This window comes from Streptomyces liangshanensis (assembly GCF_011694815.1).
Taxonomy (GTDB): Bacteria; Actinomycetota; Actinomycetes; order Streptomycetales; family Streptomycetaceae; genus Streptomyces; species Streptomyces liangshanensis.
In genome coordinates this window covers 96,803-118,239 of the sequence record NZ_CP050177.1, presented here as the reverse complement: position 1 = coordinate 118,239, position 21,437 = coordinate 96,803, and the positions used below count along the sequence as shown (strand labels likewise).

Here is a 21,437-nt window from a genome sequence, read left to right as displayed (position 1 = left end):
CTGGGGACGCAGCGATTATGCAGAGCCGCCACCGTTTCGCGCACCGCTTCCCGGCCCAGGAAAGGGTCACAATCAGTCATCAGGTGGCGCGATAACCGGTCATAAGGAAGGGGAAAGGGTCAAAACACGAACGCGATGTGTGCGAACTCGCGCGCGATCGCCGGCGCGTTCCGGACGTCAGGACGCGCCGGGCGCATGTCCTCCGCGAGTGCCTCACTCCTCGCTCTGCGCCGCCACCAGACCGTCCCCGGCCGCCGTACGGCAGTAGAGCACGGACCGCCCCGCACGCTGCCTGACCACCAGCCGGGCATCGAGCAGCACCTTGAGATGACGCCCCACCGAACCGAGCGCCATCCCGGTCAGCCCCACCAACTGCGTGGTGCTCTTGGGGGTGTCGAGCAGCAGCAGGACCCGCGCCCGGTGCGTGCCGAGCAGCCGGCCCAGCGCCCCGGGCTCCGCCGCCCCGTCCGGCGCGACCGCCGGTCCCGTACAGGGATAGACCAGGCCGTAGCGGTACGGCGGCCGCTCCTCCCAGCAGACCCACCCCGACCGGGGCGTGACCGGCACGAACACCAACCGCGCGTCGCCAACCTCACGCGGCGGGTAGTCACGCGTGTTGATCTGCAACCGCCCCTCCCCGAGCCAGCGCATCCGCGGGCGCATGGCCTCCAGGGCGGCGGCCCAGCCCCCGAGCGTCAACTGCCGGGTCCGCGCGACGACATCGGCCTCGCAGATCCGCCGCCGGGCCGGCCAGTACGGCAGGACCGTCTCCGTCCACACCCACTCCACCAGGTCCGCGACCCGCCCCGCGGGATCGTGCCGGGTCAGCCGGTCCGGGACCTGCCGGCCCTGGGCCACCGCCAGATCCGCCCGTACGGACTCCGGCGGCGTCTCCCTGATCCGCTCCAGCTCCCGCGTGAACTCCGCCGTCCCGTCACCCTCCGGCACCGGGGCCGGATCCGCGCCGGGGGTGGGCGTCAGGAAGTCCGCGTTCCAGCCGTTGCCCCGCGCGGCCCGCACCAGCTCCGCCGCCCGCGGGTCGGCCGCCAGCCGCGCCCGGTACGCGGGCCCGTGGGCCTCGAACCACTCCCGCTCACCCGGGTGCGCGGGAGCGCCCCGCTCCAGGGCGAACAGGGTCGCCGTGGTCTCCGCCAGCGGCGAGATCACGAACCGGCTCCCCGCCAGGGCGTCCGTACTGATCTGCCACCAGCCCATGTTTCGCCTCCGCGCGAAACAATAACGTCACCGGTACGGCCCTGATGAGACTGCGGCCCATGCGCACCTACGGGCAGCTCTTCCGCACCCCCGAGTTCACCCCCTTCTTCCTGACCAGCTCCGTGCAGGTCGCCTCCGCCACCGTCGCCGGACTGGCACTCGCCACCCTCGTGTACCGGTCCACCGGCTCCGCCCTGCTGTCGGCCCTCAGCATGTTCGGCCCCTCCCTGGCCCAGGTGGTCGGCGCGACCCTGCTGCTGTCCGCCGCCGACCGGCTGCCCCCGCGCGCCGCGACGGCCGCCGTCGCCCTGGCCGTGGGCGCGGGCACCGCCGTCCTGGCCGTGCCGGGCCTGCCGCTGTGGGCCGTCTTCGCGATCCTCCTCGCCGAGGGCCTGGCCACCTCGGTCGGCGGCGGGGTGCGCTACGGGCTGCTCGCCGAGATCCTCCCCAAGGACGGCTACCTGCTGGGCCGTTCCGTCCTCAACATGTCCGTCGGCACCATGCAGATCGCGGGGTACGCCACCGGCGGCGTCCTGCTCGCCGTCCTCTCCCCGCGCGGCGCCCTGCTCACCGCCGCCGCCCTCGGGGTCGCCGCGGCCGTGCTCGCCGCCGCCGGCCTCTCCTCGCGCCCGCCCCGTACCGCCGGAAGACCCTCGGTCGCCGAGACCTGGCGTACCAACCGCCGCCTCTGGTCCTCGCCCGCCCGCCGGACCGTCTACCTCGCCCTGTGGGTGCCCAACGGGCTCGTCGTCGGCTGCGAATCGCTGTTCGTCCCCTACGACCCCGGGCACGCGGGCCTGCTCTTCGCCTGCGCGGCCCTCGGGATGCTCATCGGCGACACGCTCGCCGGCCGCTTCCTGCCCCGGCACCGGCGCGAGCGGCTCGGCGCCCCGCTGCGCCTCCTGCTCGCCCTGCCCTACCTGGTGTTCGCGTGGCAGCCGTCGGCTCCCCTCGCGGCGGCGGCCGCCACCGTCGCCTCGATCGGCTTCGCGTCGAGCCTGCTGCTCCAGGAGAGCCTGATCGCGCTGACCCCCGACGACATCCAGGGACAGGCCCTCGGCCTCGACACCTCGGGGCGCCTCACCCTCCAGGGCGTGGCGGCGGCCCTCGCCGGGGCGCTCGCCCAGTACACCTCGGCCGCCACGGCGATCACGCTCATGGCCGCCGCCTCCCTCGCCGTCACCCTGACCCTCGCGCCCGGCCTGCGGCCCGAGCGGATCACCGCGGCCCTCGTACCCGCGGTGGAACCGGCGCCCGGAGGCGGCCGGTAGCATGAGGCACGGACCCCCGGTCGATCACGCGAGGAGCCGTTTTCGTGCGAGACATCGCTGTATTCAGCGGTAGTGCACATCCCGAGTTGGCGGCAGAGGTGTGCGGGCATCTGGGCGTCCCGCTCAGCCCCGTACGCACCAGCCGGTTCGCCAACGACTGCCTGGAGGTGCAGCTCCAGGCCAACTGCCGGGAGCGGGACGTCTTCCTGATCCAGCCCCTGGTCACCCCCGTCCAGGAGAACCTGGTCGAACTGCTGCTGATGTGCGACGCCGCCCGGGGCGCGTCGGCCAGCCGCATCACCGTGGTCATGCCGCACTACGCGTACGCGCGTTCGGACAAGAAGGACGCGCCCCGGATCTCCATCGGCGGCCGCCTGGTCGCCGACCTCATGGTGACCGCGGGCGCGAGCCGGGTGCTGGCGATGACCCTGCACTCGCCCCAGATGCACGGCTTCTTCTCCGTACCGGTCGACCACCTGCACGCCCTGCGGGAACTGGCCGCGCACTTCCACGACCACGACCTGTCCCGCACCACCGTCGTCTCGCCCGACCTCGGCAACGCCAAGGAGGCCGCGGCCTTCGCCCGGATGCTCGGCGCGCAGGTCGCGGCGGGCGCCAAGCAGCGCTTCGCCGACGACCGGGTCAGCATCAGCACGGTCATCGGCGACGTCACCGACCGCGACGTCATCGTCCTGGACGACGAGATCGCCAAGGGCAGCACCGTCCTCGAACTCCTCGACCGGCTCCGCGAGATGAAGCCCCGCTCCATCCGGGTCGCCTGCACGCACGGGCTGTTCTCCGCCGGAGCCCTCAAGCGCCTCTCCGCGCAGCCCGACGTGCTGGAGATCGTCTGCACGAACACGGTGCCGATACCGCTGGAGGACCACACCGAGAAGCTGCGGGTCCTGTCGATCGCCCCGGCCCTCGCCGAGGCCGTCCGGCGCATCCACAACGGGGAGTCGGTCAGCGCCCTGTTCGACGCCCACACGACCTGACCCGCCCCCTGCCGCCCCACCCTCCGTCCGATCGGGAGAGCCGGATGAGCGACGAGACCCCCGTACGGCTCGGCACCTGGCCGACCCCGCTGGAACCGGCCCCGCGCCTCGCCCGGCTCATCGGCCTGGAACCGGACGACCTGTGGATCAAGCGGGACGACCTCACCGGTCTCGCCGGCGGCGGCAACAAGGTCCGGAAGCTGGAGCGGACCGCGGGAGCGGCCCTCCGGCAGGGCGCCAGGACCCTGGTCACCAGCGGCGCGCCGCAGAGCAACCACGCCCGGCTCACGGCCGCCGCCGCGGCCCGCCTCGGTCTGGACGCCGTCCTCGTGCTGAAGGGCTCACCGCCGGGCGCCGTGAGCGGGAACATCGCGCTCGACGGCCTCCTCGGCGCCCGGATCGTCTGGGCGGGCGATGTCGACCAGGCGGGTCTGAACGCCGTACTGGACGAGGTCGCCGGGGAGTTGCGCGCCGAGGGCGCCGCGCCCGCCGTGATCCCGTTCGGCGGATCGAGCGTCCTCGGCGCCCGGGGATACGCCGACGCCGGGCACGAACTGCTGGCGCAGGCGCCCGACCTGGCGACGGTGGTGGTCGCCATGGGATCCGGCGGCACGATGGCCGGCCTGGTCCACGCGCTCGGCGCCGACCGTGTCCTCGGCGTGGACGTCGGAGCCGTCCCGGATCCCGTACGGGTCGTCCTGGACCTCGTCGGCGGCCTCGCGGGGCCCGGGGCACCGGACCCGCCCGCGCTGCGTCTGCGCCGGGACCAGGTAGGCGCCGGGTACGCGGAACTCACCGACGCGGTGCGGGACGCGCTCACGACGACGGCCCGCGCGGAGGGTGTCGTGCTCGACCCCGTGTACACGGGCCGTGCCATGGCCGGTCTGATCGCGGCGGTCGCCGAGGGGGACGTACGGCCGGGACGGCGCACCGTCTTCCTGCACACCGGCGGCCTGCCCGGGCTCTTCGGCCACGGCCAGGCGATGGAGCACGCGCGCGGCCTCGTCACGGGATGACGCCGAGGTGCCCGGCGACGTCCCCGCGCGACACCCGGCCCCGCACCCCTAAGGGAGCGTGCTCCACGCGCTGACCAGCGTGGTCGTCACCATCACCGCGCCGGCCTCCAGCAGGCCGGCGCGCAGGCGTTCCGCCAGGGTGTCCAGGTTGCCGAGGCGCGCGACCGACTCCGGCCCGACCGCCCCGAGCCCCACCAGCTGCCGGCACGTCGTGGCGAGCAGCAGGACCAGGTCCTCGTCCTCGCCGCCGCCCAGCGGGGTGGCGGAGGTGAGGCGCGGGGCGGGCAGGCCCGCGCGCCGGAACAGCCCGTACATCCCCATGCCCACGGCGGGGTCGGCGCCGCGCGCCCGGAACCCCTCCTCCATGGCCTCCGTCACCGCCGTCACCAGCGGCACCTCGGGCCGGCTGCCCACCGCGCCCAGGTCGAAGTCCTGGAACGACACGAACCCGCCGGGGCGGACCAGGCCCGCCAGGTGCTTCAACGCCGCGACGGGATCCGGCAGATGGATCAGGATCAGCCGCCCGACCACCGCGTCGACCGGCTCGTCCAGCGTGACCCCGAGGACCGTGCCCTCCTGGAACGTCACGTGGCCCACCCCCGCCCCGGCGGCCCGCGCCCGCGCCACGCGGACCGCGTCCGGAGCGGCGTCCAGACCGATGACCGCGCCGGCGGGACCGACGATGTCCGCCGCGACGAACGACACGTCCCCCGCGCCGCACCCCACGTCCAGCACCCGCATGCCCGGCCGCAGCCCGGCCAGCCGTAACGCGTGCGCGGAGAGCGGATTGAAGATCCGCCCCTGGAGGATCAGCCGGTCCACCTCGGGACCCGAATGCCCGAGCTGGTACGAACTGCCGTCCCTGGAAGCCTCGTTCACCGTCATGGTCTTCACCCTTCCGCCCGCGAGCCGCCGTTGGGGTGATCGTAACCACGCCCCCCACCTTGACGAAGGGTCTACCTTTGTACTTTCCCTCCAACTCGTCCCCCCATCTGAAAACGTCCCCCCGCGAAGGGCAGCCGGCCATGGAACATCCCGCACCACCCCGCTACCTCGACGAGCGCTCGGGCACGACCTACCCGCTGACCGGCCCCCGCTGGCGCGGCGACGACGGCGCGCCCCTGACCGTGACCCCCCTGCCGGGCATCGGCCGCGACGACCTGGACACCGGCACCCGCTCCCTCTGGCGCTACCGCGCGGCCCTGCCCCTCGCCGTGGACCACCCGGTCTCGCTCGGCGAGGGAGGGACGCCGCTGCTCGCCTCGTCCTGGGGCGCGGTCCCGGTCTCGTTCAAGCTGGAGTGGTTCAGTCCGACGGGCAGCTTCAAGGACCGCGGGACGAGCGTGATGATCTCCCACCTCGTCCAGCAGGGCGTCACCGACGTCATCGAGGACAGCTCGGGCAACGGGGGCGCCTCCGTCGCGGCCTACTGCGCGGCCGCCGGGCTGGGCGCCGAGATCCTCGTACCCGAGTCGACGTCGGAGGCGAAGATCCTCCAGAGCCGGGCGTACGGCGCCCGGGTGCGCCTCGTTCCGGGCGACCGGGACGCGACGGCGGCCGAGGCCGTCCGCCGCGCGGCCGGCACCGCGTACGCCAGCCACAACTGGCACCCGTTCTTCCTCCAGGGTGTCAAGACCCTCGCGTACGAGCTGTGGGAGGATCTCGGCTTCACCGCGCCCGACAACGTCGTCACGGTCGCCGGTGCGGGCAGTGTGGTCCTCGGCTGCGACCTCGGCTTCTCCGAGCTCCTGGCCGCGGGCCACATCGACCGCCTGCCCCGCCTGCTGGTCGCCCAGCCCGCCAACTGCGCCCCGATCCATGCCGCTTTCCAGGCGGGTACGGAGACTCCCGTACCGGTCGGCCTCGCGCCGACCCTCGCCGAGGGCGCCTCCATCCGGCGGCCCGTGCGGCTGCCCGAGGTGCTGCGCGCGATCAGGCGCTCGGAGGGCGACATGGCGGCGGTCCCCGAGGCCGACATCGTGTCCGCGGTGCACCGGCTCGCCGCCAAGGGGCTGTACGCGGAGCCGACCAGCGCGACCGCGGCCGCGGCGGTCGACCTCTTCACGGCCCGGGGGGTCATCAGGCCGGGGCAGACCACGGTGGTGGTGCTGACCGGTTCCGGGCTCAAGGCCCCGGCGGTGATGGGCCGGCTGGTCGCGGCGAAGGACGCGGAGCGCGAGGCGGGCGAAGGGGCCGGGGGGAGCGCGTGAGCGACGAGGACGAACTGCTGCTGCGGGAGTCCGAGAAGATCGTCGTCGCGCTCGGCCGGATGTTCCCCGGCCTGTGCGAGGTCGTCCTGCACGACCTGCGCGACCCGGAGCACGCGGTGCGGGCCGTCGAGGGCGGGCTGTCCGGCCGCCGGGTGGGCGACCCCGCCACCGAACTGGGCCTCGCGCGGATCCAGGACCCCGGCTACCCCGACGTCCTCCAGAACTACCCCAACCGCTTCCCCGACGGCAGGGCCGCCAAGAGCACCTCGATCGGCATCAGGAACGGGGAGGGCCGGTACGTCGGGGCCATCTGCCTCAACCTGGACGTCTCGCGGTTCGCCGCCGTCGTCAGCAGCCTCGGCGACCTGATCAGGACCGACGACCAGGACGTGCCGCCGGCGGAGACCCTGACCGCCCGGAGCGCGGGTGAACTGCGGGCGGTGACCGAGGAGTTCGCGGCCGCCCGGGGCCTGACCCCGGCCGCCCTGGGGCCGGCCGCCCGGAAGGAACTGGTCCGTTCCCTCCGGGCGCGCGGCTTCCTCCAGGTCAAGCATTCCGTACAGAACCTCGCCCTGATCCTCGGGGTCTCGCGCGCCACGGTCTACAACTACCTGCGCGGACAGCCCGAGCCGGAGCCGGCGCCGGCGGAGGGCGGCGGTCAGCGGTAGACGGGGGAGGGGAACGCGGTGGGGGCCGGGCTGAACAGGGCGGTGTAGGGGTCCTCCTCGTAGTGGCGGCGGTGCCGCCCGGCCTGGCCGTTGTCGACGGACGACGGGGACGGCGAGGTGAGCAGCCCGTCGGCGGCGAGGGTCTGCACGCGCAGCAGGAGCGTCCGCAGGTCGAGCCCCAACTCACCGGCCACCGTCTGGAGGTCGAGGCCGGACTGCCAGCTCCACAGCAGGACGGAGTCCATGCTCGACGACCAGACGACGTTCTCCTCGGCCACGGGCACCGGCACGGGCGAGCCGGGGGGCGGGGACGGGTCGTACGGTGTCTGGTCCTGGTACTGCGGCGTCATCTCCTCGCGCGGGTGCGGCAGATGGACCTGGACCTCCATCTCCGTGGTGGCGTCGGCGGGGGAGAACGGGGAGGCCGGAGAGAACGGGGAGCCCGGGGAGGACGCGGACGCCGGGGGGAGCGGGGGCTCGGCCGGCTCCTCGGTGGCACCCGCCAGGAGCAGGTTCTTGGCGACGCTGCGGGCGTCCTCCCGCCCCACCGTGCGGCGGGCCACCCGTACCTCACGTTCGTTCAGCCCCATCAGGTCCGCCACCGAGCCGTCGTTGCCGACGGTGACGGCGAAGGCGGCGAGTGTTCTGTTCCGCTCGGCCTGAGCGTCGTCCAGCGTCGCCTGTGCCTGGCGGACGAGCTCGTCGCTGGCGCAGAAGGCTTCGGCCAGGACGATGTTCCGCTCCCAGAGTTCACGTGGATTCACGAACCGATCAACGCGCCGACCGGCGAAGAGGATGGACCATTCGGTCAATTACACCCAAAGGAACCAAACGTGTGATCGGTAGAACCTGGGCAATTGGTGCGTGGAAGGTTTCTGCGGAGCCTGCCCTGTACGTACGTTCGGCCGCGCGTCCTCGTTGTCCCCTCCTGTGGCGGCCCACCTGGCCGAGGCGGCGCTTTACCGGCGGGTCCGCACGCGAGAGGGTGTGCGGGTGTCCTCCGCGCCGCGAACCGCCGACAACGCCCCTTCCTGGTACGTGAACCCGGCGGCGCGGACCTGGACCTGTGAACCGCCACCGGCCGACGTCCCCCTCTTCCACGCGGGTCTGCCCGCGTCCGGGCCGACCCCGCTCGTCGAGCTGCCCGCCGTCGCCGCCGAACTGGGCGTCCGGCGCGTTTTCGTCAAGGACGAGTCGACCCGCCTCGGACTCCCGGCGTTCAAGGCGCTCGGCGTTTCGTACGCCGTCCACCGCGTCCTCGCCGAGCGCGTGGGCGCACCGCCCGGCCCGGCGACCGTCGCGCAGATGCGCGCCCGCGCCGCCGCCCTGCCCCCGATCGAGCTGGTCGCCGCCAGCGACGGGAACCACGGCCACGCGCTGGCCCGTACCGGGCGGCTGCTGGGCCTGCCGGTCCGCATCCTCCTTCCCGAGGCGGTCGGCGCCGTGATGGCCGAGGCCATCGCCGCCGAGGGCGCCCGGGTGGACGTCGTGGCCGCCGACTACGACACGACCGTCCGGCGCGCGGCCGGGGTGGCCGCCGGGCACGAGCCGGCCGTCCTGGTGCAGGACACCTCGTGGGAGGGGTACGAACGGATCCCGCGGTGGATCGTGGACGGGTACGCCACGCTGTTCCACGAGATCGACGCGCAACTGCGCGCGGCCGGCGCCCCCGCGCCGGCCCTGGTCGCGGTGCCGATGGGCGTCGGTTCGCTGGCCCAGGCCGCCGTCACCCACTACCGCGGCGCCGCCGCCGGCCGCGCGACGGCCCTGCTGGGCGTCGAGCCGGACACCGCCGCGTGCGTCCGGGCCGGCCTCGCCGCCGGGCGCCCGCTCGCCCTCGCGACCGGCAGGACGATCATGGCGGGCCTCAACTGCGGTACGCCGTCCCCGCTCGCCTGGCCGTACCTCCGAGGAGGCCTGGACGCCTGCGTCACCGTCACCGACCCGGCGGCGGCCCGGGCGGTCGCCGACCTGGCCCGCCTCGGGCTGTCGTCGGGCCCGTGCGGCGCCGCCACCCTGGCAGCGGCCCGCACGACCCTCGCCGTCACCCCCGACGGCTACGGCGCCCCCACCCGCCGACGCCTGCTGGGCGTGGACGCCATGTCCACCGTGATCCTCCTGAGCACGGAGGCATCCCGCCCCGCCCACGGGGACGCGGCGGGATGACAGCGCGTCCGTGGAGACCGAGGTCCGGGCCGGACGGGGCGAACGCTAGCCTCGGCGGATGATGATCTCTGTGCTGCACCCGAAGGTGATCACGGACCACCGGGACGGTCTGATACGCGCCTACGCGAGGGACCCCGGGGTCCTCGGAGTGCTGGAGCCCGTCGCGGAGTTCCGGCCGGCGGCCGGGGACGAGGTCGTGGACGTGGGCGTGCGGCCCGACCTGGAGCGCGCGGTGTACGCGACGGCGAACAGCGTCACCTGCCTGACGCGGTCCGGCGATCCGGTGTGGACCTCCTACCTGGAGCCGCGTTCCGACGAGCGCTACGGCCACCGGCCCGGCTGTTCGTGGTCCCTGGACGGCCGGACCGTCTGGGTCTACCGGCCGGACGCGATGGCGGGACGCGGCCGCGGGGACCACTGGGTCGTGCACGACGCCGACAGCGGGGCGGTCCTGGCCTCCTGGGAGCTGGAGACGGTCGGGCATGGCGGCGAACACCACGTGCACCCCGTGGACGGCAGCATTTACCTGGACATCGGTGAGGGCCAGGACGGCTCCGTCATCCTCAGGGGTACGGTCGGGCCCGACGGTGAGCCGCGGTTCGTGACCTACCCGTGGGACGACCGCATCCTCATCGGCCTGGCGCCGGACGGCAGCCAGTTCATGACCGTCGACCACGGGCAGGCCGATGTCGCCTTCCACCACGACCCCGGTGGGGACGTGATCCTCAGCCTGTCCGTCGACGCCTTCGGGTTCGACCCGGAGGAGACCTTCATGGAGTGGAGCGGCGGCTATCTGACGCCGGACCTGGCCGTGGTCGGCGTGGTCGGCGAGGACGACAACCAGGAGGAGTGGTTCCGCCACTACGTGGTCGACGTGCGTACGGGGCGGATCGACGGCGAGTTCGCCGCCGAGGTGGCCAACCCGTACCACCTTCACCTCCTGGGCGACTCCACCTGGCTCACCGGCGACCCCGGCGGCCACCCCGTCCGCCGGTCGCGCGCCCGCTGAGTGGGCCGGCCGCGCGGGCCGGTGTCAGGGCCGGTCGACGCGGAAGAGGTAGCAGCCGTACTCCACCGCCCGCACGTGGACCTGCGCGGCCTCCGGGTCCGCGAACGCCTCCGCGAAGGCGCGGTCGAAGGCCGCGGCGGCGTCCTCGGGCACGTCCACCAGGCGGCCGCCGATGATGCGTCCGCGGCCGTCGTACCGGCGGAAGGCGCGCAGCGCGCCGGGACGGGCCCAGGGGTGGCCGGTGTCCTGGGCGGGTCCGCCGCACTCCTCGGCGTGGATGAAGACCGGGCCCTGCTCGTCGTAGGCCCCGGCGTCGATACCGCGCTCCGCCGCCCAACGGCGCAGCGGGGCGTACGAGACGAGGGCCATCCGGTCGCCGACGACGCTCGGCCGCAGGCAGCAGCGGAGCGGTTCGCCGCCCTCCTCGTCCAGGAAGGGGCGCATCGGGCGCCCGGCGTCGTCGCGGAGGCGGAGTTCCTGGAGGGCGGTGGGGAAGATCGGCCGAGGCCGGTAGATGCTGGTCATGCCGTTCAGCGTGGCGCACGCGGATGCGCGGCGCTGGCGGGAATCCGCCGTGGAGTTCGGCGCCGGCCAAGCCGGCACCTTAAGCTGCATATCGGACAAATGGGCGGGCTTGGCATTCGTACAGAAGGCGACAGGCATGGAAAGCATGTACGGCGGAATGTTCGTCGGCGGGCAGGGGCGGACCCCGCATTCGGAACGCCGCATCGCGGTCATCTCCCCGACGACGGAGGAGACGATCGGCTTTGCCCCCGACGCCGACGGCGTCGACGTGGACAGCGCCGTGTCCGCGGCCCGGGAGGCGTTCGACGATCCACGCGGCTGGCCGAGTTGGAGCCCCTCCGCGCGGGCGGAATGCCTGCGCCGGTTCGCCGAGGCGCTCGACGCCAGGGCCCCGGAGGTCGCACGGCTGGTCAGCGCGCAGAACGGCATGCCGATCACCCTGGCGAGGAAGCTGGAGGCCGTCGCGCCCCAGATCCTGCTGCGCTACTACGCCGGGCTGATCGAGACGTTCCCCTTCGAGGAGCCGCGTACCAGCCTCGCCGGGGGCCGGACCCTGGTCCGCCGCGAGCCCCTGGGCGTGGTCGCCGCCATCGTCCCGTTCAACTTCCCCCACTCCCTGGCCGCCTACAAGTACGCCCCCGCCCTCGCGGCCGGCTGCACCGTCGTCGTCAAGCCCTCACCGGAGACCGCGCTCGGCAGCGAACTGATCGCGGACGCGGCGACCGAGGCCGGGCTGCCCCCCGGTGTGATCAACATCGTCCCCGGCGGCCGGGACACCGGTGTCCTGCTGGTGGAGCACGACCAGGTGGACAAGGTGTCCTTCACCGGCTCGACCGCGGCCGGCCGGGCGATCGGCGAGGCGTGCGGTCGCCTGATCCGCCCGGTGACCCTCGAACTGGGCGGCAAGTCCGCGGCGATCATCCTGGACGACGCGGACCTGGACCCCGCCACCACGGGGCCGCTGATGTTCCTCAACACCCTCGGCAACAACGGGCAGATCTGCGGTCTCTCCACCAGGATCCTGGCCCCCCGCTCCCGCTACGCCGAAGTTCTCGACCTGCTGGAGGGGATGGCCCGCGCACTCGTGATCGGGGACCCGCTCGACCCGGGGACCCAGATCGGCCCGCTCGTCACCGAGCGGCAGCGCGAACGGGTCGAGCACTACATCCGCGAGGGCCGCGCCGAGGGTGCCAGGGTCGTGACGGGCGGGCGCCGCCCGGCGCGTCCGGCCCGCGGATGGTTCATCGAGCCGACGATCTTCGCGGACGTCGACAACCGCTCGACGATCGCCCGCGAGGAGATCTTCGGCCCCGTGCTCGCCGTCATCCCCTACGACGACGAGGAGGACGCGATCCGGATCGCCAACGACTCCCCGTACGGACTGGGCGGCTCCGTCTGGACCCGGGACGACCAGCGTGGCATCGACGTCGCCCGGCGCGTGCGTACCGGCATGGTCAAACTGAACGGCGCCGCCGTCGACCTCGCCGCGCCCTTCGGCGGAGTGGGCGCCAGCGGCATCGGCGTCGAGCTCGGCCCCGAGGGGCTCACGCAGTACCAGCGCCTCCAGTCCGTCTACGTCTCCTGAGAGGCCGCCCCACCGGCGTTCGCCACCACCCGGAACCGGCCGCCGCGGCGGTGTGACGACGACCCTCTACGTGAACCGCGGCAGCCAACTCGCCCGGTAGTCCGGGTGGTCGGCGTGTTCCGCCGCCAACTGCCGCACGGCGAAGCCGAGACCGACCGCGCGCCCCGAAGCGTAGTCGGACGCGGGGGAGTCCACGTCGAGGCCGGCCAGGGGGACGTACTGGTCGAGCAGGACACGGCTCGACCCGATCCGCCGCAGCGTCCGCGCCGGGTCCTGGCGCGCGATGTGCTCGTCGAAGCCCCGGGTCCGGACACTGAACGCGATCGCGCCGAGGCTGTCGTGCACCTCGCCCGACGACCCCGGGGGGTGGTGCCAGCCGGCGCCACCGGCCGCCTCGGCCAGCCGCTCCTCGTCGTCGAGGCGTGCGCGTACGAAGGCCACGAGGTCCGCGTTGTGCTCGGTCATCAGGCTGTCGGTCCCTTGCGGTCGAGGTCCGGATCGCAGGGGGAAGGGTATCGCCACCACCGGCCGCGGACGCACGCCCCGACCGCCAGGGCCGGCCCCCGCCGGGTCACCTCTTCCGCAGCCGCGCCACCATCTCCCGCAGGTGCGGGATCTGCGCGTAGAGCGCCTCGCCGGGGCACTGCGTCTCGTACTCGTCCCGGTGACCCGAGATCACGTTCAGCTCCGCGGGCTTCCCCTTCGGGAAGCGGCTCCCGTCGTTGTTGGACACCATCCGCACATGCCCCTCGGGATTCACCCCGCGCGGCAGCTTCCACGCCGCGACCGCGGCGATCGACTCCAGCATCGCGGGCGGCACCTCCTGGCCGCTCCCGAAGTGGCCGAGCGCCGCGATCCCGAGGCTCCGCCCGTTGAACCCCTTCGCGTGGGCCCCGCGCACCGGCCGGTCCACGCCCCCGGCGCGTCCCTCGTAGATGTTCCCGCAGCGGTCCACGACGAAGTTGTAGCCCAGGTCGTTCCACCCCATGTCATGGATGTGGTGCTCCTGCATGGAGCGCAGCATCCCGGGCACGTCCGTGCGGCAGTCGTAGCTGTTGGAGTGGTTGGTGTGGTGGAGGAAGACCGCCTCCACCGCCCCGGTGTACGTGGGCTTCTCGCGTACGGCCTTCTCGTCCGCGTGCCACACCGACCGCCCGATGATGGCAGGCCGCGGCGCCGCCGGGCCGACCCGGACATCGTGGTGCCGTGGCTCCGGTGTCCTGCTCTCCGGAGCGTCGCACGTCACCACCAGTGCCAGCGGCAGAAGCGCCAACCCCTGCCTGATCTTGCGGGGCCACATCCCCCCAACCTGGACCCCCGGGCCCGTACCGCCAAGCGGGACGCGCCCGGTCGGGTGAGGGAAGTGCCCCGTACGGCCGCCACCACCGCCCCCGCCGGGCGCCCGGGGCCCGGTCCGACCCGCGCCCCCGCGTGCCCGGCGGCGCGGGCGGTCAGTTCTCCTCGACCCCCGCCATGCCGTCCGGGGTGACGCTGAACCACGTCCCGTCGACCCCGTACCCCTCGACGTCCCCGGGCTCCTGGTCCCCGCTGTACCGGTAGACCGGCTGTCCCGACAGGGTCACCTGGAGACTCCCGTCGTCCCGCTTGACCACCCCGACGTCCGCCTGGTCGACGCCGTCGACGAAGATCTTCCCCTTCGGCGCGATGAGCACCGGCGGCCAGGTGTCGGTGCAGGTGTCGTCGCAGTTCGACTTCGAGGGGCTCGCCCCGTCCTTGTCGAACCGGTACAGCGTGAATCCCGCGCCGTTGACGACGTTCGAGTCCGGGCTCCCCGTCTTGACGGCGGTCAGCTGCACCCACTTCTTCGCCACCTCCGACACGACCGGCGTGCCGGGCACGTTCGCCCAGTCGCCGGTCTTCGCCGGAGCGTGGTTCTCCTCGGCGGTACCCGCCAGGAAGCTCAGGTTCGAGAGCAGGGCCCGGCCGGCGCTCGCGGCGCGGTCCGAGGTCCCGTCCGCACCGTCGCCGCACGCCGTCAGCAGCATGGCGCCTATGACGGCCGTCGCCGCGATCGTCCCTGTGTGCTTGCGGAACAACATGGATCTCCTCGTGGTGCGTGCTCCGTCTCTGCCGGAGCGCCTAATCCTCACACGTGGGCAACCCCCTTGAATCCTCAGCCGGTTACCGGTCCGGGACACAACGTCGACCCAATCGTGGCGTGCGGGGCGGCGAAGCTCAGATCTTCCGCTGGGAAAGCGCCGGGGAGGTGTGGGAGACGCGCGCCGGGACGACACTGAGGACAGGGGCACCACCTGGACGAACGGGGGATCTTCCATGGCGGCCATCTTCCGGCGGCGTGTCACGACAGCCGTTCCGGCACTCGATCCGTACGACATCGCCCATCTCGCCGGCGGCCCGCCGCGGGTGGCCGAGACCGCTCTGGCCGGACTGCGGGACCGGGGGCTGGTTCTGGTACGCGGCTCACGCGTCCGGGCCCGCTTCGAGTACGCGGGGCCGCCGGCCGACCCCCGGCACCCCGTCGAGGACGCGCTGATCGCGCTCTGCCCGCGGGGGAGGGGCCTCGCCGCCGTGCTCGCGGGCGTCGCCAAGGACCCCGTGACGGAGGCGATCGGGCACCGGCTCGTCTCGTACGGTCTGCGCACCCGCCGGCGCGGCCTCACCCGGGCCGGGCGCCGCCGCCTGGAAGCCGCCCGGCAGGCGGGGACCCTCCCGGCGTACGTCTTCGAGGGCCCCGCCGCGCTCCCCGACGCGCGGTTCCGCGCCACGGTCACGGCCGCGACCCTGCCGACCGGCCTCGGCAAGTCCCTGCTGCGGATGGCGAAGGCCCTCGACCGGGCCTCGGACTCGCACGGGCACGGCGACACGGACGGCGGTTCCGACGGCGGGCACAGTTGCGGCGGCCACAGCTGCGGGGGAGGGAACTACTGACCCGCGCCCGCCGCCCGGATGCCCGCCGGGATGTATGTGGAGACTGCACGGGTCCTTGACGACTTGTTGACGACGTGGGATACCGAACCCTATTCTCGACTGAACACGTCTAGACAGGCAGGTCGGCGATGGCAGGCACTCTCGACAGCGGACCCGGCCCCGAACCCGAACCTGGATCCGGATCCGGGCGGCAGCTCCAGGTGGAGACCCACGGCCTGGACGTGATCGGCGACGCGGAGCGCAAGGGCAGTCCGCGCCAGCTCTTCTGGCCCTGGTTCGGGGCCAACGTCTCGATCCTCGGGCTGAGTTACGGCTCCTTCGCGCTCGGCTTCGGCATCTCCTTCTGGCAGGCCCTGATCGCCGGGCTGGTCGGCATCATCGCCTCCTTCCTCCTCTGCGGCTTCATCGCGGTCGCCGGCAAACGCGGCTCCGCGCCGACGATGGTGCTCAGCCGCGCCGCCTACGGGGTGCGGGGGAACCGGCTGCCGTCGGCCATCTCCTGGGTGCTCACCGTCGGCTGGGAGACCGTCCTCACCGCGCTCGCCACCCTCGCCACCGCGACGGTCCTCGGACGGCTCGGCTGGGGCGGCGGGACCGGGACCAAGGTCGTCGCGCTGATCCTCATCAGCGCGCTCGTCGTGGTCGGCGGCGTGATGGGCTTCGACCTCATCATGCGGCTCCAGACCGTGATCACCGTGGTCACGGGCGTCCTCACCCTCGTCTACATCGGGCTCGTCGCCGACCACATCCACTGGCACACGGTCAGCGCCGTCCCCGGCGGCTCCGCCGAGGAGTTCATCGGCGCGCTCGTCTTCCTGCTGACCGGCTTCGGCCTGGGGTGGGTCAACGCCGCCGCCGACTACTCCCGCTACCTGCCCCGCCGCTCCTCGACGCGCGGAGTGATCGGCTGGACCACCGTCGGCGCCTCCGCCGCACCGGTGGTCCTGCTGGTCTTCGGCCTGCTGCTGGCCGGCTCCTCCAAGAGCCTCAACACGGCCGTCGCCGCCGACCCCATCGGCGCGCTCACCACGATCCTGCCAACCTGGTTCCTCGTCCCGTTCGCGATCGTCGCCGTCCTCGGCCTGGTCGGCGGCGCGGTGCTGGACATCTACTCCTCGGGCCTCGCGCTGCTCTCGGCGGGCCTGCGGGTGCCCCGCTACCTCGCCGCCCTGTTCGACGGCGTCCTCATGGTGGCGGGATCGGTCTACATCGTCTTTTTCGCCAACAACTTCCTCGGCCAGTTCACCGGCTTCCTGACCACCCTCGGCGTCCCTGTCGCGGCCTGGTGCGGAGTGATGCTCGCCGACCTGCTGCTGCGCCGCCGGGCGTACGACGACCTCGACCTGTTCCGCCCCCGGGGCCGCTACGGCGACGTCGCGTGGGTGCCGCTGGTGCTCACCGTCGTCGCCACCGCGCTCGGCTGGGGGCTGGTCACCAATGCCGCCGCCAGTTGGCTCAACTGGCAGGGCTATCTCCTCGGCCCCTTCGGCCTCGGCGGCAAGACCGGCGCCTGGGCCTTCGCCAACCTGGGCGTGCTGGCCGCCCTGGTCCTCTGCTTCGCCGGATATCTGCTCCTCGCGCGCGGCCGCGTGCGCGCCCAGGAGCGGCGCCCGGCGACGATCGGGGACAAGCTGCCGGTATGAGTTCCGTACGGGACGGACGCGGACCGGGCACCACCGCGCGCGTACGTCCCGGGCCCCCACCCCCGAGAAGCTCGCGGGAGAGACGACATGAGCGGGATCTGGCTCAAGCACCAGAAGATCTCCGAGGCGCTGGCCAAGGAGATCCGCAGCGGCGGCCGGCGGCCCGGTGAGCAGTTGCCGGGGGAGAACGCCCTGGCCGAACGCTTCGCCGTGAGCCGCACCACCGTACGCGCCGCCCTGGCGGAGCTGAACGAGGCCGGCCTCATCGTCACCCGCGGCGGCAAGGGATCGTACGTCCTGTTCGACGGCCGCCCCCTGGACACCCCCCTGGGGTGGGCACGCGCCCTGGCCGACCAGGGCATCGACTCCCGCGTCCGGACGATCACCGTCGAGGAGGTCAACGACGACGCGCTGGCCGAGCGGCTGGGCGTGGAGTCCCCCGTCTTCGTCCGGGTCGCCCGGATCAGGGAGCTGACCGACGACGGCAGCGTCGTCTCGTACGAGCGCAGCTTCCTGCCCCCGGTCCCCGGGGTGCGCGAACTGCCCCGGGAGGGGCCCGCCGAGATGTCCCTCACGGAAGTGATGCGGCAGGCGGGGCTCCACCCCGACCACGGGGAGCAGCGCCTCGGCGGCCGCCGGATCGACGCCCGCGAGGCGGAGCTGCTGCGGCGGGAGCCGGGCGACTGGTTCCTGGACGTCCAGCGCACCAGCTACGCGTCCGACGGCTTTTTCGTCGAGCACGTCGTCAGCCTGCTCGACCCCGGCCACTTCCAGCTGTCGCTGGAATTCCACGGCGGCCCGTAGACGCCCGTGGGGCCCTGTCCCGGCTCACGGTCTCAGCTCACGCCCTCCGGCCGGAACTGGACGCTGATCCGCGGCCCCACACCGCGTGCCGTCTTGGGGATCGCGTGCTCCCAGGTCCGCTGGCAGGAGCCGCCCATCACGATCAGGTCGCCGTGCCCCAGCGGCACCCGCCGCGCGGTGCCGCCGCCCCCGCGCGGCCGCAGCGCCAGATCGCGCGGCTCGCCGACGGACAGGATCGCGACCATGGTGTCCTCGGTGGACCCCCGCCCGGTCCGGTCCCCGTGCCAGGCGACGCTGTCGCGGCCGTCCCGGTAGTAGCAGAGCCCCGCCGTGGCGAACGGCTCCCGCAGCTCGGCCGCGTAGTGGACGCCCAGAGCCGCACGCGCCTCGTCCAGGACGGGGTGCGGGAGGGTGTCGCCGGCCCGGTAGAACGACAGCAGGCGCGGTACGGCCACCTCCCGGTCGTACATCCGACGCCGCTCGGCATGCCACGGCACCCCGGCCACCAGCTCCTCGAACAGGCCGTCCGCCCCGCTCAGCCAACCGGGCAGCAGGTCGATCCACGCCCCGTCCCCCAGCACGCTCCGCCGAAGCCCGCCGAGCGCCCCCAGGCGCGGCTGCTCGGTCTGGTCGAAGAGAGAAGGCTGGAGATGTACCGACATGCACCCCAGCGTAAACCCGAGTAACCGAACACGTGAGCTATTTTAGCGCCCATCACCCTGCGCCCACCGGCGGTCGCACCGAGTGCGGGAACGGGAGCGCCGGGCCGTCGGCGGTGGTCCGTCGGCGGTCCGGCGCTCGTCCGTGTTGTCGGGGTTGTCGGGGTCCTCAGAACCGGCAGTACGAGACCGGCGACAGGTTCTGCACGTAGCGGGCCGAGACCCAGCCCGGCTTCGAGCCGCCGAGCAGGTACCAGAGGTTGTTCCCGTCGACGTTCTGGCCGCGGGTCTTGCAGTACAGGGTGATGATCGTGCCCGGCTGGAAGCTGCCGAGGTACCGGGAGTTGGTCGTGGGCCTCTCGCGGATGCTCAGCGGGAGGCGGGAGACGACCTTGCCCTTGGGGAGCGCTGCGACCGCCGTGGTGGCCTCCGGCGGCGTGGTCGTGCCCGTCGCCGCGGCGGGGGTGGCGACCATGGCACCCGAGCCCGCGAGGATGGCGACGGCGAGGGCCGCGGTGATCCGACGCTTGATGCGCAGTTCGTACACAGTTCCTTCTTTCCCTGAGGGGTGGTACCTCCTTATGACACGTGGCGCGACCCGGCGTCGGGACGAACACGGAAACGTCACCCGGATGCCCCGTCAGAGGCCGCCGGTCGGCGGCGCACCGCCCCCTCTAGGCTTGCCGCCATGAGCGACTCCCGGCCCACGTCCGCCTTCCACTCCGACAACAGGGCCGGCTCCGACGCCGGGCGGCCGGCCGCCGCGCTCGACGCGCAGGCGGCTTCCGCCGGGGTACGGCGCCTGCGCGCGTGGGCGCACCGCGCCCTGGCCGCGCGTCCCGGCGAGCGCGCCGTGGACATCGGGTCGGGCACCGGCTCGGAGACGCGGGTGCTGGCGGCGGCGGTGACCGCCGCCGGGGACGCCGTCGGGGTGGAACCGCACGCGGGCCTGCGGGCGGTGGCCGAGGAACGCGCCGCGGCCGAGGGCAGTTCCGCGCGTTTCGTGGACGGGCGGGCGCAGGCGCTCCCGCTCGGTGACGGCGAGGCGGACGTGGTCCACTGCGAGCGCGTGTTCCAGCACCTGGACGACCCGGAGAGGGCGGCCGCCGAGATCGCCCGGATCCTGCGGCCCGGCGGGCGCGTCGCGCTCCTCGACACGGACTGGGCGACCTCGATCCTGCACCCCGGCGACACCGAGGTGGTGGCGGCCGTCATGGGCGGCGCGCGGGCCGCGGCCGCCAACCCGCACGCCGGGCGCGCGCTGGCGGGTCAACTCGCCGCCGTGGGGCTGGAGATCGACGACCTGGGCTCGCAGGCGCTGATCCAGCGCCACGACGTGGTCAACCAGCCGCTCATCAGGATGCTCGGCGAGGCGGGCGTACGACGGGAGTTGATCACCGAGCGCCAGCGCGACCGGCTCTACGCGGACCTCGAGGAGGCGGCGGAGCGCGGCGCGTTGCACATGTCGGTGACCATGTTCGGGGTGATCGCGCGCCGCCCGGCCGCGTGACGCGGCCGGGCGGTCGACGGGGACCGTTCGGGGTCAGCCGCGTGCGCGGCTCCTGCTCCGGCGGCCGGTCATCCCCAACACGGCCGTCGCGAGGGCGAGGCAGACGCACACGGCTCCCACCGCCACGTTGCTGGCCATGGTCCTCGTGGTGGTCACGTTCCCGGCGACCACCCACGGGGCGATGATCGTCCACACGCCGATCCCCAGCGCGGCCCACCCCATGCCGTGGGTCCGCTCGTAGGCCGCGGATCCGAACCCCAGGGTCAACAGCGTGAACGCGATACCGGCGATCAGGTTGGTGATGGTGAGGGTCGTCAGTCCGCTGAAGCCGACTATCCAGGGCGAGGCCGCCAGGAAGAGGCCGGCCAGCAGGCTCAGCGCCTGCACGGCCTGCGCGACAGGAGTCGCGATCGCCTGCTCGGAACGCGCCTGCAAGGCGCGGATGTCCGGGTGGTCCTCGATGGTCGACGACGGACGAGGTGATGGTGATGCCATGGCCAACTCCTTCTGCTGTGGGTGTTGCTCGTAAGGTGACGTTCCCTTCCTCCATGGATCAAAATGCCCCAAAAGGTAAAAAGTCTGTTAAGCGGGGTTTTGTACCGTCTGTGCGGTCAACTGGTCGCTCTCCGTGCCCGCGAGCGGCGCCGGACGGCATCCGAATGGCGTGCTCCGGGGAGGGCGCGCACAGTGGAGTGCGAGGGGGACGACGGGGGTTCGAGCGAGCGATCGGCTTCTGCGAGAAGGGAATCTCTCATGGCGGAAACACAGTCCGCGGTGACCACGCGGCACAACGGAGCACGTCACGAGGTCAAGGGCAACACGGTCATCGCCGACTCGGTCGTGTCGACCATCGCCGGCATCGCGGCCCGTGACACGGGTGGTGTGTACGCGATGGGTGGAGGCATGTCCCGCACGATCGGCGCGGTACGCGACCGCGTGGCGGGTTCCGAGGACCCGACCCGGGGCGTCAAGGTCGAGGTGGGCGAGAAGCAGGCCGCCATCGACCTGGAGATCGTGGTCGAGTACGGGACGCCCATATCGCAGGCCGCCGGTGACATCCGCTCCAACGTCTCCGACGCGGTGCAGGGCATGACCGGGCTCGAAGTGGTCGAGGCCAACGTGAACGTACTGGACGTGCACATCCCGGGAACCGACGACGACGAGGACGCGGACAACTCCCGCGTGGTGTGAGGCGCGTCGCGCACGGCGTGTGCGACGGCCCGGGGATTCCCGCGTGACCGCCGGACGCCG

At 73.2% G+C, this 21,437-nt stretch carries 23 protein-coding genes; 13 read left to right on the top strand and 10 right to left on the bottom strand.

The features are described from left to right. Nucleotides 1–213: 213 nt before the first annotated feature. Nucleotides 214–1,215, bottom strand: coding sequence for an ArsR/SmtB family transcription factor (locus HA039_RS00540; protein WP_167022131.1), 1,002 nt, complete (start codon nt 1,213–1,215; stop codon nt 214–216). A 59-nt stretch (nt 1,216–1,274) separates the two neighbouring features. On the opposite strand from HA039_RS00540, the gene HA039_RS00535 reads away from it, so the two are divergent. Genes HA039_RS00535 through HA039_RS00525 form a run of 3 tightly spaced genes read left to right on the top strand, consistent with a single transcriptional unit; the run spans nt 1,275 to nt 4,497 of the window. Continuing rightward, a complete protein-coding gene (locus HA039_RS00535; RefSeq protein ID WP_167022129.1) occupies nt 1,275–2,486 on the top strand; it encodes an MFS transporter in 1,212 nt (403 codons plus the stop codon). Nucleotides 2,487–2,530: 44 nt separating this feature from the next. Next, the gene (locus HA039_RS00530) at nt 2,531–3,481 is read left to right on the top strand and encodes a ribose-phosphate diphosphokinase (protein WP_167022127.1); all 951 of its coding nucleotides are present in this window, start codon (nt 2,531–2,533) and stop codon (nt 3,479–3,481) included. Between the two features lie 44 nt (nt 3,482–3,525). Beyond that, a complete protein-coding gene (locus tag HA039_RS00525; protein WP_167022125.1) occupies nt 3,526–4,497 on the top strand; it encodes a pyridoxal-phosphate dependent enzyme in 972 nt (323 codons plus the stop codon). A gap of 48 nt (nt 4,498–4,545) precedes the next feature. On the opposite strand, the gene HA039_RS00520 is transcribed toward HA039_RS00525, so the two are convergent. Beyond that, nucleotides 4,546–5,382 carry a methyltransferase domain-containing protein gene (locus HA039_RS00520; RefSeq protein ID WP_167022123.1) on the bottom strand — a complete coding sequence of 279 codons (837 nt, stop codon included), beginning with the start codon at nt 5,380–5,382 and terminating at the stop codon, nt 4,546–4,548. Between the two features lie 140 nt (nt 5,383–5,522). Here HA039_RS00520 and HA039_RS00515 point away from each other — a divergent pair, with 140 nt between their 5' ends. Together HA039_RS00515 and HA039_RS00510 are read left to right on the top strand one after the other, a co-directional pair. Then, complete coding sequence (locus HA039_RS00515; RefSeq protein ID WP_167022121.1) at nt 5,523–6,707, top strand: threonine synthase; 1,185 nt, start codon at nt 5,523–5,525, stop codon at nt 6,705–6,707. Next, on the top strand, nt 6,704–7,375 hold the full coding sequence (locus HA039_RS00510; protein WP_167022119.1) for a helix-turn-helix transcriptional regulator: 672 nt from the start codon (nt 6,704–6,706) through the stop codon (nt 7,373–7,375). The genes HA039_RS00515 and HA039_RS00510 overlap by 4 nt, the downstream gene beginning before the upstream one ends. Here the strand turns inward: HA039_RS00510 and HA039_RS33540 are convergent. Next, entirely contained in the window at nt 7,366–8,139 is a 774-nt protein-coding gene (locus HA039_RS33540; protein WP_208298507.1) for a hypothetical protein, read from the bottom strand. The two genes, HA039_RS00510 and HA039_RS33540, sit on opposite strands and share 10 nt — an antisense overlap. A gap of 229 nt (nt 8,140–8,368) precedes the next feature. Between HA039_RS33540 and HA039_RS00500 the strand changes: the two genes are divergently transcribed. Both HA039_RS00500 and HA039_RS00495 read left to right on the top strand, forming a co-directional pair. Beyond that, nucleotides 8,369–9,541 carry a diaminopropionate ammonia-lyase gene (locus HA039_RS00500; RefSeq protein ID WP_167022116.1) on the top strand — a complete coding sequence of 391 codons (1,173 nt, stop codon included), beginning with the start codon at nt 8,369–8,371 and terminating at the stop codon, nt 9,539–9,541. 61 nt (nt 9,542–9,602) lie between these two features. Next, entirely contained in the window at nt 9,603–10,550 is a 948-nt protein-coding gene (locus HA039_RS00495) for a hypothetical protein (RefSeq protein WP_167035879.1), read from the top strand. A 24-nt stretch (nt 10,551–10,574) separates the two neighbouring features. Here HA039_RS00495 and HA039_RS00490 read toward each other — a convergent pair whose 3' ends face one another. Continuing rightward, nucleotides 10,575–11,075, bottom strand: coding sequence for a DUF1203 domain-containing protein (locus tag HA039_RS00490; protein ID WP_167022114.1), 501 nt, complete (start codon nt 11,073–11,075; stop codon nt 10,575–10,577). A gap of 136 nt (nt 11,076–11,211) precedes the next feature. On the opposite strand from HA039_RS00490, the gene HA039_RS00485 reads away from it, so the two are divergent. Beyond that, nucleotides 11,212–12,660: an aldehyde dehydrogenase gene (locus HA039_RS00485; RefSeq protein ID WP_167022112.1), complete on the top strand. Its 1,449-nt coding sequence runs from the start codon at nt 11,212–11,214 to the stop codon at nt 12,658–12,660. Nucleotides 12,661–12,726: 66 nt separating this feature from the next. On the opposite strand, the gene HA039_RS00480 is transcribed toward HA039_RS00485, so the two are convergent. The 3 genes from HA039_RS00480 to HA039_RS00470 form a co-directional block, all read right to left on the bottom strand. Then, complete coding sequence (locus HA039_RS00480; RefSeq protein ID WP_167022110.1) at nt 12,727–13,125, bottom strand: DUF6221 family protein; 399 nt, start codon at nt 13,123–13,125, stop codon at nt 12,727–12,729. A gap of 106 nt (nt 13,126–13,231) precedes the next feature. Then, nucleotides 13,232–13,960, bottom strand: a complete 729-nt coding sequence (locus tag HA039_RS00475) for a peptidoglycan recognition protein family protein (RefSeq protein WP_167022108.1) — start codon at nt 13,958–13,960, stop codon at nt 13,232–13,234. A gap of 151 nt (nt 13,961–14,111) precedes the next feature. After that, nucleotides 14,112–14,720 carry a COG4315 family predicted lipoprotein gene (locus HA039_RS00470; RefSeq protein ID WP_167022107.1) on the bottom strand — a complete coding sequence of 203 codons (609 nt, stop codon included), beginning with the start codon at nt 14,718–14,720 and terminating at the stop codon, nt 14,112–14,114. A gap of 235 nt (nt 14,721–14,955) precedes the next feature. On the opposite strand from HA039_RS00470, the gene HA039_RS00465 reads away from it, so the two are divergent. The 3 genes from HA039_RS00465 to HA039_RS00455 all read left to right on the top strand — a co-directional run bounded on the left by HA039_RS00465 (nt 14,956) and on the right by HA039_RS00455 (nt 18,017). Then, nucleotides 14,956–15,570: a TIGR04222 domain-containing membrane protein gene (locus HA039_RS00465; protein WP_167022105.1), complete on the top strand. Its 615-nt coding sequence runs from the start codon at nt 14,956–14,958 to the stop codon at nt 15,568–15,570. Between the two features lie 128 nt (nt 15,571–15,698). Continuing rightward, nucleotides 15,699–17,213, top strand: a complete 1,515-nt coding sequence (locus tag HA039_RS00460) for a purine-cytosine permease family protein (protein WP_167022103.1) — start codon at nt 15,699–15,701, stop codon at nt 17,211–17,213. Nucleotides 17,214–17,300: 87 nt separating this feature from the next. Next, a complete protein-coding gene (locus HA039_RS00455; RefSeq protein ID WP_167022101.1) occupies nt 17,301–18,017 on the top strand; it encodes a GntR family transcriptional regulator in 717 nt (238 codons plus the stop codon). 32 nt (nt 18,018–18,049) lie between these two features. Here HA039_RS00455 and HA039_RS00450 read toward each other — a convergent pair whose 3' ends face one another. Then, nucleotides 18,050–18,679 carry an alpha-ketoglutarate-dependent dioxygenase AlkB gene (locus HA039_RS00450; protein ID WP_167022099.1) on the bottom strand — a complete coding sequence of 210 codons (630 nt, stop codon included), beginning with the start codon at nt 18,677–18,679 and terminating at the stop codon, nt 18,050–18,052. A gap of 166 nt (nt 18,680–18,845) precedes the next feature. Next, the gene (locus tag HA039_RS00445) at nt 18,846–19,223 is read right to left on the bottom strand and encodes an SH3 domain-containing protein (protein ID WP_243868960.1); all 378 of its coding nucleotides are present in this window, start codon (nt 19,221–19,223) and stop codon (nt 18,846–18,848) included. A gap of 141 nt (nt 19,224–19,364) precedes the next feature. On the opposite strand from HA039_RS00445, the gene HA039_RS00440 reads away from it, so the two are divergent. Then, nucleotides 19,365–20,186, top strand: coding sequence for a methyltransferase domain-containing protein (locus HA039_RS00440; protein ID WP_167022097.1), 822 nt, complete (start codon nt 19,365–19,367; stop codon nt 20,184–20,186). A gap of 33 nt (nt 20,187–20,219) precedes the next feature. Here HA039_RS00440 and HA039_RS00435 read toward each other — a convergent pair whose 3' ends face one another. After that, nucleotides 20,220–20,681 (bottom strand): SPW repeat protein, encoded by a 462-nt coding sequence (locus HA039_RS00435; RefSeq protein ID WP_167022095.1) that lies wholly within the window; start codon nt 20,679–20,681, stop codon nt 20,220–20,222. 258 nt (nt 20,682–20,939) lie between these two features. Here HA039_RS00435 and HA039_RS00430 point away from each other — a divergent pair, with 258 nt between their 5' ends. Next, nucleotides 20,940–21,377, top strand: a complete 438-nt coding sequence (locus HA039_RS00430) for an Asp23/Gls24 family envelope stress response protein (protein WP_167022093.1) — start codon at nt 20,940–20,942, stop codon at nt 21,375–21,377. Nucleotides 21,378–21,437 lie beyond the last annotated feature (60 nt).